This is a genomic window from Paenibacillus sp. FA6, from assembly GCF_051550225.1.
Classification (GTDB): Bacteria; Bacillota; Bacilli; order Paenibacillales; family Paenibacillaceae; genus Paenibacillus_AQ.
Genome location: NZ_CP188820.1, coordinates 5,912,935 through 5,929,318, shown reverse-complemented (window position 1 = coordinate 5,929,318; position 16,384 = coordinate 5,912,935). Strand labels below are relative to the sequence as shown.

At 42.2% G+C, this 16,384-nt stretch carries 14 protein-coding genes; 3 read left to right on the top strand and 11 right to left on the bottom strand.

Annotation, left to right across the window (positions count from 1 at the left end; all coding sequences use genetic code 11):
• Window positions 1–39: 39 nt before the first annotated feature.
• Entirely contained in the window at window positions 40–1,353 is a 1,314-nt protein-coding gene (gene xylA, locus ACP8HI_RS26695; protein WP_438349089.1) for a xylose isomerase, read from the bottom strand.
• Window positions 1,354–1,492: 139 nt separating this feature from the next.
• Between xylA and ACP8HI_RS26690 the strand changes: the two genes are divergently transcribed.
• Entirely contained in the window at window positions 1,493–2,653 is a 1,161-nt protein-coding gene (locus tag ACP8HI_RS26690; RefSeq protein WP_438349088.1) for an ROK family protein, read from the top strand.
• A 164-nt stretch (window positions 2,654–2,817) separates the two neighbouring features.
• Window positions 2,818–3,015 (top strand): hypothetical protein, encoded by a 198-nt coding sequence (locus ACP8HI_RS26685; RefSeq protein ID WP_438349087.1) that lies wholly within the window; start codon window positions 2,818–2,820, stop codon window positions 3,013–3,015.
• Between the two features lie 172 nt (window positions 3,016–3,187).
• On the opposite strand, the gene ACP8HI_RS26680 is transcribed toward ACP8HI_RS26685, so the two are convergent.
• The 10 genes from ACP8HI_RS26680 to ACP8HI_RS26635 all read right to left on the bottom strand — a co-directional run bounded on the left by ACP8HI_RS26680 (window position 3,188) and on the right by ACP8HI_RS26635 (window position 15,856).
• Window positions 3,188–3,424, bottom strand: a complete 237-nt coding sequence (locus ACP8HI_RS26680) for a glutaredoxin family protein (RefSeq protein WP_438349086.1) — start codon at window positions 3,422–3,424, stop codon at window positions 3,188–3,190.
• A gap of 52 nt (window positions 3,425–3,476) precedes the next feature.
• On the bottom strand, window positions 3,477–4,418 hold the full coding sequence (trxB, locus tag ACP8HI_RS26675; RefSeq protein ID WP_438349085.1) for a thioredoxin-disulfide reductase: 942 nt from the start codon (window positions 4,416–4,418) through the stop codon (window positions 3,477–3,479).
• A 115-nt stretch (window positions 4,419–4,533) separates the two neighbouring features.
• On the bottom strand, window positions 4,534–6,495 hold the full coding sequence (locus ACP8HI_RS26670; RefSeq protein ID WP_438352007.1) for a heavy metal translocating P-type ATPase: 1,962 nt from the start codon (window positions 6,493–6,495) through the stop codon (window positions 4,534–4,536).
• Window positions 6,496–6,773: 278 nt separating this feature from the next.
• Window positions 6,774–8,066 carry a homocysteine synthase gene (locus ACP8HI_RS26665; RefSeq protein WP_438349084.1) on the bottom strand — a complete coding sequence of 431 codons (1,293 nt, stop codon included), beginning with the start codon at window positions 8,064–8,066 and terminating at the stop codon, window positions 6,774–6,776.
• A gap of 249 nt (window positions 8,067–8,315) precedes the next feature.
• Window positions 8,316–9,068, bottom strand: coding sequence for a 2-dehydro-3-deoxy-D-gluconate 5-dehydrogenase KduD (gene kduD / locus ACP8HI_RS26660; RefSeq protein WP_438349083.1), 753 nt, complete (start codon window positions 9,066–9,068; stop codon window positions 8,316–8,318).
• A gap of 12 nt (window positions 9,069–9,080) precedes the next feature.
• Window positions 9,081–9,839, bottom strand: a complete 759-nt coding sequence (locus ACP8HI_RS26655) for a DeoR/GlpR family DNA-binding transcription regulator (RefSeq protein WP_438349082.1) — start codon at window positions 9,837–9,839, stop codon at window positions 9,081–9,083.
• Window positions 9,840–9,864: 25 nt separating this feature from the next.
• Complete coding sequence (kduI, locus tag ACP8HI_RS26650; RefSeq protein ID WP_438349081.1) at window positions 9,865–10,689, bottom strand: 5-dehydro-4-deoxy-D-glucuronate isomerase; 825 nt, start codon at window positions 10,687–10,689, stop codon at window positions 9,865–9,867.
• 213 nt (window positions 10,690–10,902) lie between these two features.
• Window positions 10,903–11,580 (bottom strand): deoxyribose-phosphate aldolase, encoded by a 678-nt coding sequence (deoC, locus tag ACP8HI_RS26645; RefSeq protein WP_438349080.1) that lies wholly within the window; start codon window positions 11,578–11,580, stop codon window positions 10,903–10,905.
• Window positions 11,581–11,601: 21 nt separating this feature from the next.
• Window positions 11,602–13,980, bottom strand: a complete 2,379-nt coding sequence (locus ACP8HI_RS26640) for a glycoside hydrolase family 95 protein (protein ID WP_438349079.1) — start codon at window positions 13,978–13,980, stop codon at window positions 11,602–11,604.
• A 151-nt stretch (window positions 13,981–14,131) separates the two neighbouring features.
• Window positions 14,132–15,856, bottom strand: coding sequence for an ABC transporter substrate-binding protein (locus ACP8HI_RS26635; protein WP_438349078.1), 1,725 nt, complete (start codon window positions 15,854–15,856; stop codon window positions 14,132–14,134).
• A gap of 250 nt (window positions 15,857–16,106) precedes the next feature.
• Here ACP8HI_RS26635 and ACP8HI_RS26630 point away from each other — a divergent pair, with 250 nt between their 5' ends.
• Complete coding sequence (locus tag ACP8HI_RS26630; protein WP_438349077.1) at window positions 16,107–16,346, top strand: transposase; 240 nt, start codon at window positions 16,107–16,109, stop codon at window positions 16,344–16,346.
• Window positions 16,347–16,384: the final 38 nt, after the last annotated feature.

The window sequence follows — 16,384 nt, the reverse complement described above, 5'->3', positions numbered from 1 at the left end:
TTCCCATGGGAAAGGAGCGGCGGCCCTTAAAACTATTTTTTATGCGTAGATATATTGGTTCAATGTTGCTTTCAAGTGCTCTTGACGTCCTGAAACGTTCTTGCGTGGGTTCTCATTGTTAAGAGCATACTCAGCAAGTGATGATAAAGTAGCTTTTCCGGACACAACATCTGCTCCGATACCTTCGCTAAAGCTGCTATAACGAGTTTCAATAACGTTCTCAAATACGCGATCTTCAATCAACTTAGCAGCGACTCTCAATCCCTTAGCATAAGTGTCCATACCTGCAATATGTGATAAGAACAAATCTTCTGGCTCGAAGGATGCACGACGTACTTTAGCATCAAAGTTTACGCCACCACGACCAATTCCGCCATTCTTAAGAACTTCATACATTGTAAGTGTAGCATCGTAGATATCGGTAGGGAATTCATCAGTATCCCATCCAAGAAGCATATCTCCTTGGTTAGCATCCAATGAACCCAACATACCATTAATACGAGCTACACGAATTTCATGATCAAACGTATGTCCAGCTAGTGTAGCATGGTTAGCTTCAAGGTTCAGTTTGAAGTGTTTATCCAAGCCGTATTTTTGCAAGAATGCAATAGAAGTAGCTGCATCATAGTCATATTGGTGTTTCGTAGGCTCTTTCGGTTTAGGCTCGATCAAGAATTGAGCATCAAATCCGATTTCCTTAGCATAATCTACAGCCATGTGGAACATACGACCTAAGTTGTCTTGTTCCAATTGCATATCCGTGTTAAGAAGAGTTTCGTAACCTTCACGACCGCCCCAGAACACATAGTTCTCAGCGCCTAGACGTTTACCAACTTCAAGACCCTTCTTAATTTGTGCTGCCGCATGTGCGTAAACATCAGCGTTGTTCGTTGATGCCGCACCATGCATGAAGCGAGGATTCGTGAACATATTTGCTGTATTCCAGAGCAACTTCTTGCCAGTTGCTTTCATTTGATCTTCAATCAATCCAACGATAACATCAATGTTACTTTGGAATTCACGAAGATTGTTTCCTTCTGGAGCGATGTCTAGATCGTGGAAACAGAAGAATGGCAGGCTCAATTTTTCCATAAATTCAAATCCTGCTTCAACGCGAGCTTTGGCAAGATCCATACCAGTATATTTATCCCAAGGACGAACAGCAGTGTTGGCACCGAACGGATCGGAACCTCCCGCAGTCAAAGTATGCCAATATGCCATACCGAAACGAAAATGCTCTTCCATCGTTTTACCAGCAATCACTTCTTCTGGGTTATAATTTTTAAATGCAAAAGGATTAGTAGAACCGTTACCTTCGTAAGCAATTTTTCCAACTTGATCAAAATAGGCCATGAATGATGTCCTCCTCATATTTGAACTAATATTGTACTATTGTAATATCGCTATCCTATCATATCTGCTATACTTTGTCTATCGGATAAACTAAGTCTTGTTTTTCAATCGTTTTCTGCAAAGGATGTGTACTATTTACATGAAAATCACTGGTGATCAAACGCTGGTTAAAAAAATAAACAAGTCTATCGTACTCGATACGATCCGCCGGTATGGTCCACTATCACGCATACGGGTATCTGAAATGACAGGCCTCAACAAAGCCACCGTTTCTAACCTTGTACTTGAATTGCTCGAGAACTACCTCGTCGAGGAAATTGGGCCTGGCAAATCTAGTGGTGGGCGTAAGCCAACTATGCTTATCTTTCATCGAACTGCTGGACACGCCATTGGTATAGAGCTTAGCGTGACCCATTTAACGGGTATATTAACTGATTTAGAAGACGAGATCGTTGCTGAATATAGCATACGACTACTCGATCGTGATTTTTCTTTTGTCCTAGAAGAAATGAATAAGGCTATTCGCTCTCTTATGTTGCAAGCTCCCACCTCTCCACATGGTATTGTAGGCATTGGAGTTGGTGTACCCGGGATGGTCGATGAAGATGGCACTATACTATTCGCACCCAATCTAGGTTGGGAGAAGATTCCGTTAAAGCCGATCCTTGAAGAAACATTCAGTATCCCAGTAACGATAGATAATGAAGCTAATGCAGGTGCCGAAGGTGAACTTCATTATGGTGCTGGCGTTGATGTTCGTCATCTCATCTATATCAGTGCGGGTATGGGGATTGGGTCAGGTATTATCATCGACGGAGAACTATACAAAGGTGCTCGAGGCTATGCTGGAGAGACCGGTCACATGACTATTGAATCTAATGGTCGCAAATGCTCTTGTGGGAACCGAGGTTGTTGGGAATTATATGCTTCAGAGATCGCTTACGACGATCAATCGAGACATTTACCTGCCCGTTCAACTCGTGAACTCATTCCATATGCGCTTCAACAAGAGACGGACATTCTTAACTTATACACTGAGATTGGACGCTATCTTGGAATTGGAATTACCAATATAGTCAATAGCTTCAATCCGGAACTTATCATTATTGGTGGTCCTCTTGCCGATGCTAAGGATTGGTTAGAAACATCATTGCAGAATGTTGTTGCAGAACGTACTTTACCTTACCATCGAAATCAATTACAGATTCAATTCTCCGCACTTGGTAGCCGTTCTGCCATGCTTGGAGCATCTTATGCTGCAGTCTCCTTATTTCTTGGTCACGTTCGAGTTACACTGTAAGAGGAAGTGCAATAAGCCATCTTTTGAACTCGCACTGTAACTGTAACTATTAAATTCGTCGCATATTCGCCTTTTTTTATACCGCCGTTGGACGTAGGTTTCGCTATAATAGAAATAACGATTGTGATTATTGTCATATCCATATAGAAATGAGGAGAACTTCCTTGACCTACGTTGATACTTCCAACATCTCGTCACAAATGTTCATTACTGTATTATTATTTCTACTCGTGATTGCTCCATTATTCAGCCTAGCTATTTTGCGTTTTTTCGAAGGTAAACGTAAAACTGGTTTCATGCTTATCCTTTCAGGCATAATGACCTATCTAGTATTCCAAATCATCATGTGGATATTCTTTTAACACCATGTTACACAAGTAGAAACGGCTGCACCGTCCTTTTTTGAGGACGGTGCCCGTCTCAGCGGAAATATAAGTAACAGAGTATAAAGTGAAACTAATACTTTTTTATATTTGCAAAAAAGCTTCACCCTCCTCTAGATGGAAGGTGAAGCCTTTTTTGAAAAGATATCGATTAAGCCTCTGGATTCAATGCTTTATTGAACTGAGTTGTGTTCATACCCACAATCCGGTGCTCACCTATGACTGTCACAGGAACGGCTCTCAGGCCCATATCCCAAACTTGTTGAGCGAAGTCATCATTCTCCTCAATATTACGTTCTTCATATTGAATTCCTTTGTCAGCCAAATATCCTTTCACTTGACGACAATGAGGGCAATTCGAGCTAGTATACACAATAACATTTTCCATATTAAAATCTCCTTTATATAAACTTTTCGTATTCATATTTCTAATCCATATATTAAATCTTAACCGTGTTATATTCAAGGCTCTCGATATATTTCTCACAATCCATAGCTGCCATACAGCCCGTACCCGCTGCGGTAATAGCTTGTCTATACTTCGTATCCTGAACATCACCACAAGCAAATACACCCGGGATATTCGTCTCCGTTGTTCCTGGTGTCACGACAATATACCCATTCTCATCCGTCGTGATCTTCCCGCCAAGAAATGCCGTATTCGGATGATGACCAATCGCTACGAACACACCACTAGCTTCAATCAATTCTTCTTGGCCCGTCTCATTGTTCAATACTTTAATTCCATTAACACCCTTCTCACCGACCGAAACTTCTAGAGGGGTACGATTCAGAGACCATTGAATTTTATCATTAGCACGAGCACGATCCTGCATAATCTTCGATGCACGTAATTCCTCACGACGGTTAACAAGAGTTACTTTCGATGCAAATCTTGTTAGGAAGTTCGCTTCCTCCAGCGCTGAATCACCACCTCCAATAACTACAATCTCTTTCCCACGGAAAAAGAAGCCGTCACAGGTTGCACATGTACTAACACCACGTCCAATATTCTCCTGCTCACCTGGGATTCCTAAGTATTTAGCCGTTGCCCCAGTGGATAAAATAAGTGTCTCAGTCACTAGTTCACCGATTCCTTCTACATCCAATTTGAATGGACGTTCCCCAAGCTCTACACTATTCACCCATCCTGTGCGAAATTCTGCACCGAAACGCTCAGCTTGTTTACGCATTTGGTCCATCAGGTCTGGACCCATAATCCCATCGGGGAATCCTGGAAAGTTCTCAATTTCAGTTGTTGTTGTTAATTGTCCGCCCGGTTGCGGTCCTTCGATGACAAGTGGTTTCATATTGGCACGAGCCAAATATATCGCGGCAGTTAACCCCGCAGGTCCTGTCCCTACAATAATAGATTTGTACATTATATATCCTCCTAATTTAAAGAAAAAGAATTTAATAAATATTTGTTTAGAATAATTATCATCTAGTAACTATTATGGTTCAAAAAAATTGATTTGTCAACATATCTGTTACAGATCATTTCAGAAGTCGCAATCCATTCAAGATAACTAAAATAGTACTGCCTTCATGCCCTATTACGCCGAATGGAAGAGCAATATCCCCGAAGAAGTTGCTTATAATTAACAGAGAAATCACGCTGATTGCGAATACCATATTCTGTTTAATGATTCTTTGCGCACGTCGTGCTAACTTGATGGTACTAGCAATCTCCTCGATATTATCGTTCATTAGGACAACATCCGCGACTTCTAAAGCTGTCCCGCTTCCGTTCATTCCCATACCGATTCCCACTGTTGCAGTTGCTAGCGCTGGTGCATCATTAACGCCATCACCCACCATGACCACATGCCCAAATTTCTCTCTCAGTTGTTTAATATGAGTTACCTTGGCTTCAGGTTGTAGGTCTGCATAAACAAAGTCCACACCGATCTGTTTACCAATCACTTGTGCTGTATCCTCATGATCTCCTGTAAGCATTGCAACCTGAATACCTAGAGCCTGCAATGACTTTACAGCAAGTGCTGCCTTAGGACGAATCGTATCCTGAAAAGCAACTAGACCAAAGACACGAGTACCATTCATAATGACCGAGACTGTCTTTCCTTGGTTCATCAGATTACTTCTGTGTTCCAACCACATAGATTCAACGGTAACCTTATCTAGCACGTTACTCTTACCAATCTTCCACAGACTTCCTTCCACCTCAGCTGACATTCCCCAACCTGTTATCGATTGAACGGCTTCAACTTCTTTTAACATTAAGCCCCTAACTTCTTCTTTCGCTTTGAGTACAATAGCCTTTGCTAGTGGATGCTCTGATAACTGCTCCACAGAAGCACATATGGTGAGAAGTTCATCACGGTCATACGTTTCATCAACGATAAAGTCTGTTACCTGCGGTGTACCGAGCGTAAGTGTGCCCGTCTTATCAAATGCAACTACGGACGTCAACGCTAAGTTCTCCACATGAGCTCCACCTTTAAAAAGAATCCCTTTACGCGCCCGATTCGAAATGGCTGACAGCATAGCGGGCATAATAGACGAGACTAGCGCACATGGAGATGCAACAACTAGAAATACCATCGCTTTATAGAAGGAATTTTCCCAAGTCCATCCTAATACTAATGGTAGAAGAACAATCACAGCCAAGGTTACCACGACCACTACGCGTGCATAGATCGATTCAAAGCGTTTAATAAAACGTTGAGAATTCGGCACTTCACTTTCTGCTTCTTCGACCAATTTAATAATTTTGGCAAATACCGTAGATTCAGCTGATTTCGTTACCTCAACATAGAGTACACCCTCTCCGTTAATCGTACCGGCAAATACGTCATCCCCTGCTGTTTTGTCCACAGGAATCGGCTCACCGGTTATGGAGGCTTGATTAACGGCAGAATATCCTCGTTCAACACGACCATCAGCAGGAATCAATTCACCTGGCTTAACGAGAAAGAGATCCCCAATCTGGAGCTGATCAATCGTTACTTTCTTCATTTCTCCATTATCAATACGCAAAGCAGTCTCCGGCTTCAATGCCAATAATGAAGAGATATCTTTCTTGCTCCTCTCCATCGTGTAACTCTCTAACGCCCCACTGAAGGCGAATATGAAAATCAGCAATGCCCCTTCGTTCCAATATCCGATTGAAGCAGCACCCATAGCAGCCGCGATCATCAGTAGATTCACATCAAGATCGCGTTCTTGAATCAACGTCTTGATTCCTTCCCTAGCTGTGATCCATCCACCCAGCGCGTAGGCTGTAACATACAATAGAATGGATAGGTATTCATATGAATGGCCCACTGACCAAGCTATAAGAGTAAGCACCCCACTCCCTAGTGCAGCGAGCATCTCTTTATTGCTAAGCATGCTCCGTAGATCGAATTTCCCTTTTCTATGTGGATTTGGAGTATTCCCTTTGTTCTGAGCTTGAGCTAAGTCCATTCTGGATGAAGCTCTCTGAGCGTTTTCCATCATTAGTCACCTTCCTTATTGAGAATGAATTGCATTATTACTTCCCTAAAAATGACACATGCTGCTCCGGATTATCCGGAGCAGCATGGTCAATGAGAATGAGAATCATTTCTTGTACATATGCAATTATTTTTACCTGATGCAACTTTGTGATTATATTATATCCCTTTGTTGAGAACAAGTAAACAACAAAGCTCACATTTGGGCACACAAAAAGAGCATCCACCAGCCATTCGGCTGGTGAGATGCTCTTTCAAAATGAACGTTCTTACTATTTATTATTTCTGACTATTTTGAATGGCTTGTTCCAGATCATCCACAATATCACCAATAAATTCTGTTCCTACAGATAGGCGAATCATTTCCGGTCTGACACCTGCTGCGAGCTGTTCTTCTTCCGACAGTTGTGCATGCGTTGTGCTAGCGGGATGAATAATCAAGGATTTCGAATCACCAACATTCGCCAAGTGTGAGAATAACTTCACACTTTCAATTAATTTACGACCAGCTTCCGTACCGCCCTTAATCCCAAATGTCAGGATGGCACCTTGTCCCTTAGGCAAATACTTCTTGGCGAGTTCATAGGATGAATGGCTTGGTAGACCTGCGTAACTAACCCATTCTACATCAGCATGATTTTCTAAATATTGAGCTACTTTAAGCGCATTCTCACTATGACGTTCCATCCGCAGATGTAATGTCTCTATACCTTGTATAAGCATCCAAGAGTTAAATGGTGAGATGCAAGAACCCATATCTCTTAACAATTGAACACGAGCTTTGATAATGTATGCTATAGGCCCCACAGCTTCAGTATAGACTACGCCATTGTAGCTTGGATCCGGTTCAGTAAGCCCAGGGAATCTACCACTAGCTTTCCAATCGAACTTACCTCCGTCAACAATGACACCACCAATGGAAGTACCGTGACCTCCAATAAACTTCGTTGCTGAATGAACAACAATGTCAGCCCCATGTTCGATGGGACGAAGTAAGTAAGGACTTGGGAATGTATTATCTACAATGAGAGGAAGGCCATGTTCATGGGCAATCTTCGCAACTGCTTCTATATCAAGGATGCTTCCTTGGGGATTACCAATCGTCTCCGCATAAAGCGCCTTTGTCTTGTCCGTAATCGCCGCGCGAAAATTCTCGGGATCATTCGAATCTACGAAATGGACCTTAATCCCTAATTTCGACAGTGTATTAGCGAACAAATTATATGTTCCTCCATATAGACTGGATGAAGATACAATCTCATCCCCTGCTCCAGCAATATTAAGAATCGAGAATGTGATGGCTGCTTGTCCCGATGCAGTTGCTAACGCACCTGCGCCACCTTCGAGAGCAGCAATACGTTGCTCGAACACGTCCGTAGTAGGGTTCATGATCCGAGTGTAGATATTTCCGAACTCCTTTAGTGCAAACAAATTAGCAGCATGTTCACTATCCTGAAATCCATAAGAAGTAGTCTGATACAGCGGAACTGCTCGTGACAATGTGGTAGGATCTATTTCCTGACCTGCGTGAACGGCCAAGGTCTCAAACGATAAACTCTTTTCTTCGGACATGGTAAAGCCTCCCTTATCAATTGAAAAAATGATACCCTCTTAATGGTGAAAACCTGAGTTTTTGAACTCTCACTAATCGTTGTACTTTCCACATCTTCTCATAAATCATTGCATTTGAAAAGGTTTATTCACACTTAACGCATCCGAAAAGTGATATCAAATAACCCTTCCGATAGATTCATCGTAAGGGTTATTTGAGCTAACATCAATTATCATATTCCTTCGGCTCTAAATGAAGTAATCCTTCGTTTAACGGGCCATCCATCCACCGTCTACACAAACGACATGGCCATTCATGTAGTCTGATGCGTCCGATGCTAGGAATACAGCAGGACCTTTCAGATCAGCTGGCGTTCCCCAACGTGATGCAGGAATACGAGCTAGAATATCTCTCGAGCGATTCTCATCAGCACGAATAGCAGAAGTATTGTCTGTTGCCATATAACCCGGTGCAATCGCATTGATCTGAATGCCTTTAGATGCCCATTCATTCGCCAATGCCTTCGTAATTCCTGCAACGGCATGCTTACTCGCTGTGTATCCTGGAACGTTAATTCCGCCTTGGTACGTCAGCATAGAAGCGATATTAATAATCTTACCACTACCGCGTTCAATCATATGACGACCCGCTAATTGACATAGGAAGAATACACTATTCAAGTTCAGACTAATGACATCATGCCAATCTTGAGCTGGGTGGTCAGCTGCGGCTACACGGCGAATAATTCCCGCATTATTAACCAATATATCTACTTTCCCGAAGAAACCTAGCGCTTCATTAAATACACTTTCCAGCACTGTTTCATCACTAAGATCAGCCTTAATTGCGGAGGCTTTACGTCCCAGACTCTCAACAGCTTGTATCGTCTCATCGCTACTTGAATAGGATATAGAGACAATATCTGCCCCTGCTTCCGCAAGTCCGATCGCTATTCCCTGACCAAGACCACTTCCGCCTCCTGTAACGACAGCTACTTTACCAGTTAAATCAAATAACCCCATGATCCGTTCCTCCTACGATTTGTAGTCTAGTGTAATACCGGATTCTCTAAATCTCTCGGCCATCTGTTCCGAAATACCGTTATCCGTAATAATCGCATCTACATCTGAGCATGTCGCAAACGTTCTAAGAGCAAATTGACCAAATTTAATATGATCAACGACGCAATACACCTGCTGAGCCGTTTCAATTAGCGCTTTTTTAAAAGGAACCAAATCCCCCGTATAAATCGACAAACCGAACTCAGGATCTACTGCTGTTGCCGAAACAAACGCTTTGTGAATATTCAGTTCTGAAATCATACGCGGAGCATCTTCACTCACTAATACGTTACGCACACGTGATCCGCCAGGAACGACAAGCATAATCTGATCTTTCCGAGTCAATTCATTAATAATGAATAGATCATTCGTAATGACCGTCAATGGTTGATTATCCAAACGCTTAGCAATTTCTAGCGTCGTGCTCCCACCATCCAACGCAATAATATCACCAGGTACGATGTACTGAAGTGCACGCTTAGCAATTTGGACCTTCTCTGAACTATTCTTATCGGTTACACCTTTATTGGTTAAAATCCCATACTGATCATTCTGAGCTAATATCGCTCCACCATGGACTCTTGTCAGTAGACCCATACTCTCCAGCTTGGCGAGATCGTCACGCACCGTTTTACCCGTCACCTGTAACATTTCACTCAATGCTACAACCGTAACTTCTTGGCCCGAGATCAGGACCTCCATAATTTTTTCATGTCGTTTCAAGGGACTCATAAAGTTTCATCGCTTTCTATATCAATTAACGCAGATCTTGCATAGCTACTGCATCCATATCATTGAAGGTTTGGTTCTCTCCAGCCATTCCCCAAATAAATGTATAGTTACACGTTCCTACACCGCTGTGAATAGACCAGCTTGGTGAGATAATAGCTTGCTCATTTCTAACAACCAAGTGCCGCGTCTCATCTGGTTCACCCATCATATGGAATACTACTCCATCTTCAGGTAGATTGAAATACAAGTATATTTCAGAACGACGGTTATGTGTATGGCTTGGCATCGTATTCCACATATTACCTGGATCTAATTCTGTCATTCCCATAACAAGCTGGCAACTTTGAATACCGTCCGGATGGATGTATTTGTAGATCGTCCGTTCGTTAGATGTGGTGATACTTCCCATATGGGCCGGAGTAGCTTCTGCCTGCGTTGATTTCTTCGTCGGGTATGCCTTATGTGCAGGAGCAGAGTTGAAATAGAAACGAGCTCCGCCATCCTTCTTAAATACAACTTCTTTTACACCAAGTCCAACGTATAGACACTCTTTCGAATCCACTACATATTCCGTACCATCAAGCGTTACAATACCTTTACTTCCCACGTTAATAATACCGATCTCACGACGCTCAAGGAAATAATCTGTTCCGATATCCTTAAGATTCACTTCTAACTTAATATCCTTCGTAGCTGGTACTGCTGAACCTACAATAAAACGATCCACATGCGTGTATACAGTTACCAGTTCATCTGTTGTAAATAATTGATCTATCAAAAATTCCTCACGTAAGCGATCCGTATTAAATACCTTTACATCGTTGGGATGAGATACATAGCGATTTTCCATAATTATAAAATCCTCACTTTCAATTTATCATATTTTAAAACATCAAACGTTCATATAGGTTCATTATAGTTCATTTATTATCATTTGTGTACCCCTATTTTCAAATCAACTTAAAAATGCCATATTAAAAGACGGATAGTCCAGCCCTATCGTACTTGGCTTGACCATCCGTCTCTCTTTTACAGAACTATTCTTGAATCAAGGAATCTGTGCTTAATAGCTTCCTTCAGCTTGCTCTCCAGCAGCTATAGCTACTCCACCACTTGTCCCAATTCGCGATGCACCCGCAGCAATCATGATCTTCGCGTCTTCTGCACTCCGCACTCCACCTGAAGCTTTAACCCCTATATCTGCTCCTACCGTTGCACGCATCAACGCAATGTCTTCTTTCGTTGCTCCACCGGTAGAAAATCCTGTTGATGTCTTCACATAATCAGCACCCGCTGCAACTGCTAACTTACAAGCTCGTACCTTCTCTTCATCTGTAAGTAGGCAGGTCTCAATGATAACCTTCGTGAGCGCTTTTCCACGAGCCGCTTGAACGACAGCTGCAATATCTCGTGATACCAAAACATCATCACGCCCTTTTAATGCACCGATATTGATCACCATATCCACTTCACTTGCTCCGTTTGCGATCGCATTGGACGCTTCAAACGCCTTAACTTCAGGTGTTGATGCGCCAAGTGGAAAACCAATAACCGTACATACTTTCACTTCTGGAGTATCCTTCAGCACCTCATGGGCTACTGCAACCCATGCTGGATTCACACATACCGATGCAAAGAGATGGGCTTTAGCCTCTTCAGCCAACTTTTGAATCTCTTCTTTCTTCGCATCAGCCTTTAGAAGCGTGTGATCAATCAATCTGGATAAGGATTGTTCTGTCATGAATGATTCCTCCTATCAATCTTAGCTCTTAGCTCTTAGCATTATCTTGTCCTCTTTGGCAGTAACTATTTGTAATGTAAACTGTTCTGTTTGAGAATCCCATTCTCCAATATCCGTTCCATCCTCTAGCACCAACGATGTATTACAGCGGAGATTACATATACCACCTCTGTCAGAAGTAATACTTACGTTAATTAATTTAGAGTTTTCCCATTCCATATCAATCAAGAATCCACCACGAGCTTTAATACCTGTAATATAACCGGCTCTGCTCCATTCGTTTGGAAGGGCCGGCAGTAGGTGAATCTCATCCAGATGACTCTGGAGCAACATCTCAATCATCCCTGCAGCTCCACCGAAGTTACCGTCAATCTGGAATGGCGGATGATCATCGAATAGATTCGGATGTGTAGAACGGGCGAGTAATGTATGAACGAAGTTATAGGCAGACTCAGCGTCCAACAACCTCGCATAGAGATTAATCAACCAAGCACAACTCCAACCCGTGTGCCCGCCGCCATTGCTTATACGGCGCTCTAAAGAAATAAATGCCGCCTGAAGCAGGTCCGGAGTCTCATAACGATTGATTTCCCGCCCTGGATAAACACCGTATAAATGCGATACGTGTCGATGACCAGGTTCGCTCTCTTCGAAATCATGAACCCATTCTTGAAGCTGTCCATGTTGACCTATCTTGAAAGGATATAATCGTTGGTAGGCAGTGGAAATCTCTTGCCCTAACTCTTCATCCACTTCTAGTATCGCTATTGCATCGAGACAGTGTGTGAACAATTCACGTATTAGCGTCATATCCATCGTACTTGCCATCGCTACACTACTCGCCTCACCATCTGAAGTCAGAAATTTATTCTCAGGCGATGTGGACGGATTCGTCACTAAGTAACCTTCATGTCCTTCAACCAACCAATCCAGACAGAATAGAGCGGCACCCTTCATGACTGGATAGGCCTTATTCTTCAGAAATTCACCGTCACCTGTAAATAAATAATGCTCCCATAAATGAGCAGTCAACCATACTCCGCCCATCGGCCAGAACGCCCAACTCGCATCCCCACCCGTTGGAGATGTCTTCCGCCATATATCTACGTTATGATGTGCCGTCCAGCCGCGGGCTTGATAATTCACCTTGGCTGTGCGACGCCCGGCGATGGATATATCTTCGATCATATCGAACAATGGCTCATGACATTCACTAAGATTCCCGATTTCAGCCAACCAGTAATTCATTTCAGTATTAATATTCGTCGTATACTCGCTACCCCAAGGTGGCTCCATCCGGTCATTCCATATCCCTTGCAGATTTGCAGGTTGTGTACCAGGCCGAGAACTCGCCATTAACAGATAACGCCCATATTGAAAATATAACGCTTCAAGGCCAGGATCCTGAGCCCCATCCTGATACGACTTCAATCGAATATTCGTTGGAAGTTCACTATTCTCATTCGTTCCTAAATAGAAGTCTACGCGTCCGAACATCTCCGTATGATCCTTCACATGTCGGTCACGAATGGCTTGATCCCCCATACGAACTGCATCAGCTAACACACCCGAGCATATCCCCCCTACGTCTTTACCAGTGGAGCCAGGCATCACATCGAATTTCTCAAAGTCACTAGCGGCCGTGAGATAGAATGTCACACCTTGCGCATCGTTAACATGCAATTCGTCATTCTCATAACTAATCGTTCCACCCTGAGCAACAGCTACCATATGTAACTTGAAACTAACACCTAAGCCCTCTTCAAATAAAATGGACTGAGGATGATCCCTGAGGTAATTAGACTCTATATGGCTTGGACAACGTCCGGCAAGGACAACTTCCTGATTATCATTCACAGTAACTTGCGGTTGATGCGGGCTTTCAAGACGTGCAACCGCATTAATTCTTGCATTCCCGCCTACTGCCTCCATGGTTACTACCATGACTTGATCAACAGCGCTAATGAATGTCTCTCTTGTAAATACGGTCTCACCACTTCGGAAAGAAGTAAGCGCAATACCCGTGTTAAGGTCTAACTCGCGTTGATAATCCTGAACTTCTGCTATAGCATCATGTTCAATAATTAAATGTCCCAAAGGCTGGTATGCTTCCGAATCCCTACCTAACATTTGCGTATTAATCAGTTGCTCTGCTTCCTTATACTTACCTTCATTCACTAATTCTCTAGCTTTACTTAAATAACGCAAACTATTATATTGTTCATGGTCTCTTGGGAAACCAGACCAAAGTGTATCCTCATTCAGCTGAAACTCTTCTCGTTCTATGCCTCCGAATACCATTGCGCCCATCCGTCCATTACCTAAAGGAAGCGCTTCTTCCCATTTCGAAGCAGGCTCTAAATAAGACATTATCGTCTTTTGCCTATTACGTGTTGTCATAGATTTCACTCCTAACTATTCTAGTCTCATGCAAACATTAATTATATCATTAAGCGCCTTCATCGACCACAAATAGCAACAGGCAGCTAAAGAAACAATGTCCTCTAGACTGCCTGTTTATCTATTTATTCATTTCTTGGTACAAGTGGTCTCATTGACCCGTCCATAATTTGACTCTATCTTGAACATGTTCAGTATATTTTTGTTCCATCTGAACGGCTCCAACTTTATCTAAATCTGCAAGCATACCGTCGAAAATTTCGTCGAACTTCTCAGGTTTAGCAAGAATTGCTTCTGGAATACGTTTACGAATAATGTCTTGCGTCTTTTGATAGGCTACAGTATAGACTGTGTCGCTAGGAGCTGGCATGTTATACGCTGCTCCCCATACTTTTACTGGGAATTCATCTTCACCTGGGAATAAGTCCTTCCAAGTTGTAGCGTTATAAGCTGCTAACGATTCTTTCTCAACATCAGAGTAACTAGCAATAATCTGTTCAGGGAAGTTCGTTGTATAATAGTTGCCAGTTGAATCTTTCACTCCATCTCCATAGTGTCCACTGAAGACAAAGTAGAGTCCAATACCACTTTCTTTAGTGAAAGCTATATTATCATTCATCTTTCTATCTTGAACATCTGCAGGAATGACGCGGACACCATCTTCTACATTATAGTGCTTCCCTTCAATCCCCCAGTTTCTGAGTACCTGACCTTCCTCAGATGCCATCCAGTCTAAAAATTTAATAGCCCGAACCGGATCTTTACAAGACGTTGTAATACCAATTCCGTAACCATCGAACCCTGTAGCTTGAAATGAATGATCAAGAATATCTTCAGACATTGTCACAGGGAAATGTCCGTAAGTATATTCATCTTTCCCAGCAGCTTTAAGGGCATTCTCAGCATTTCCATATTCCCACTCTTGGCTAATTAATCCAAGTACTCTACCGCTTGCAATTTTAGCTTGGTATTGGTCATCTTTTTGTACAAATGTATCTTTATCTAGAAGACCCTCATTGTACATATGGTTCAACCAACGGAAGTATTCTTTCTCTTCCGGACGTTTGTAGTGTAATTTGGCTTCATATGTTTCAGGATTAATATAAAATTCTCCATCATCCGCTAAGCCAGTTGCACCAAATGCTGGGTTTGTAACCGTAATCATAATTTTCCAGTCATCAGCATTTAGTAATAATGGAATCGTTTTAGCACCATCTGTTTCAGGGTGTAGCGCTACATAATCTTTTAAAGCTTTCTCAAAATCTGCTGTGGTGCGAATTTCAGGATAACCTAGTTCTTTCAACACTCTATGTTGAATTTCGAATCCGCCTGTTGCATCAAAACTCTGTTGATCGACAGATCCATTCGTAGGGATCGTATAAATGGCTGGATCAGCTGTACTATATTTAAGGCGATTAAGATTCTCACTATATAACTTCTTCAAGTTAGGAGCATGTTCCTCAATTAAGTCTGTCATATCAATCATAGCATCTGCATCAACCAATTTGGTCAAGTTGCCTTTAGGAAAAATGATATCAGGATAGTCTCCACTCGCTGCCATTAAAGCAATCTTATCGTCACCACCATTATTCATGTCATACTCAGCATTAATGGTTACGCCTGTCTTTTCAGTGATTAGTTGTCCAACATCATCCTTCATATTATTCCAGTTCGGACTACCATCAGCACCAAAAAAGGTAAACTTTATTGGAGTAATATCATTTGTCTCTTCCTTGACCGCATTCGTACTTGTTGAATTCCCCGTAGATTCTGCTGTTTTCCCGGAGCTATTTGTGTTGGAGTTTCCACAAGCAGAAATCAGTAGCGCACTTGCGATAAGCAGCATTGCAAATGTTTTCGGCGTTTTTCTTTTCATTTAATAAAACCCTCCCATATCTAATAATCATACATCTTTAATACAGGTATGTTATTCATGATGTTCAGAAAGCGTTTTCGAAAACCTTTAAAAAAATGTTGTAAGTGCTTTCATTACCAATATATATCATTCCCCGCATTTTGTACACCCTTATTTTAGGGGTCCTTTTCCATAAGAAAAACGCCTTGCGGCGCCCTTGGTTGAGAAGTTTATGTAGTGGATTAGTAGAAATGAACTGCGGAAAGAGCGAGTGTTTAAGGATCATGAAAAAGGTACTATATATTCGGCAACAAGTAGACTTACACTAGTCTATCTTCCCCCCTACAATCCAAATTTGAATGTGATTGAAGAGCTATGTGGCTGGATGAAGTCCACCGTTATTAATAACGTCTTCTTTGACTCGGTTCAGAAAACTCGTAAGACTATTCAAGGATTCATCCGTCATATCAATGACACGCCCGTTGATACGATTGAACGCTTATGTTTGTAAATATAGATATTTAATGCCGAGTATATAAAGCGAAAAAG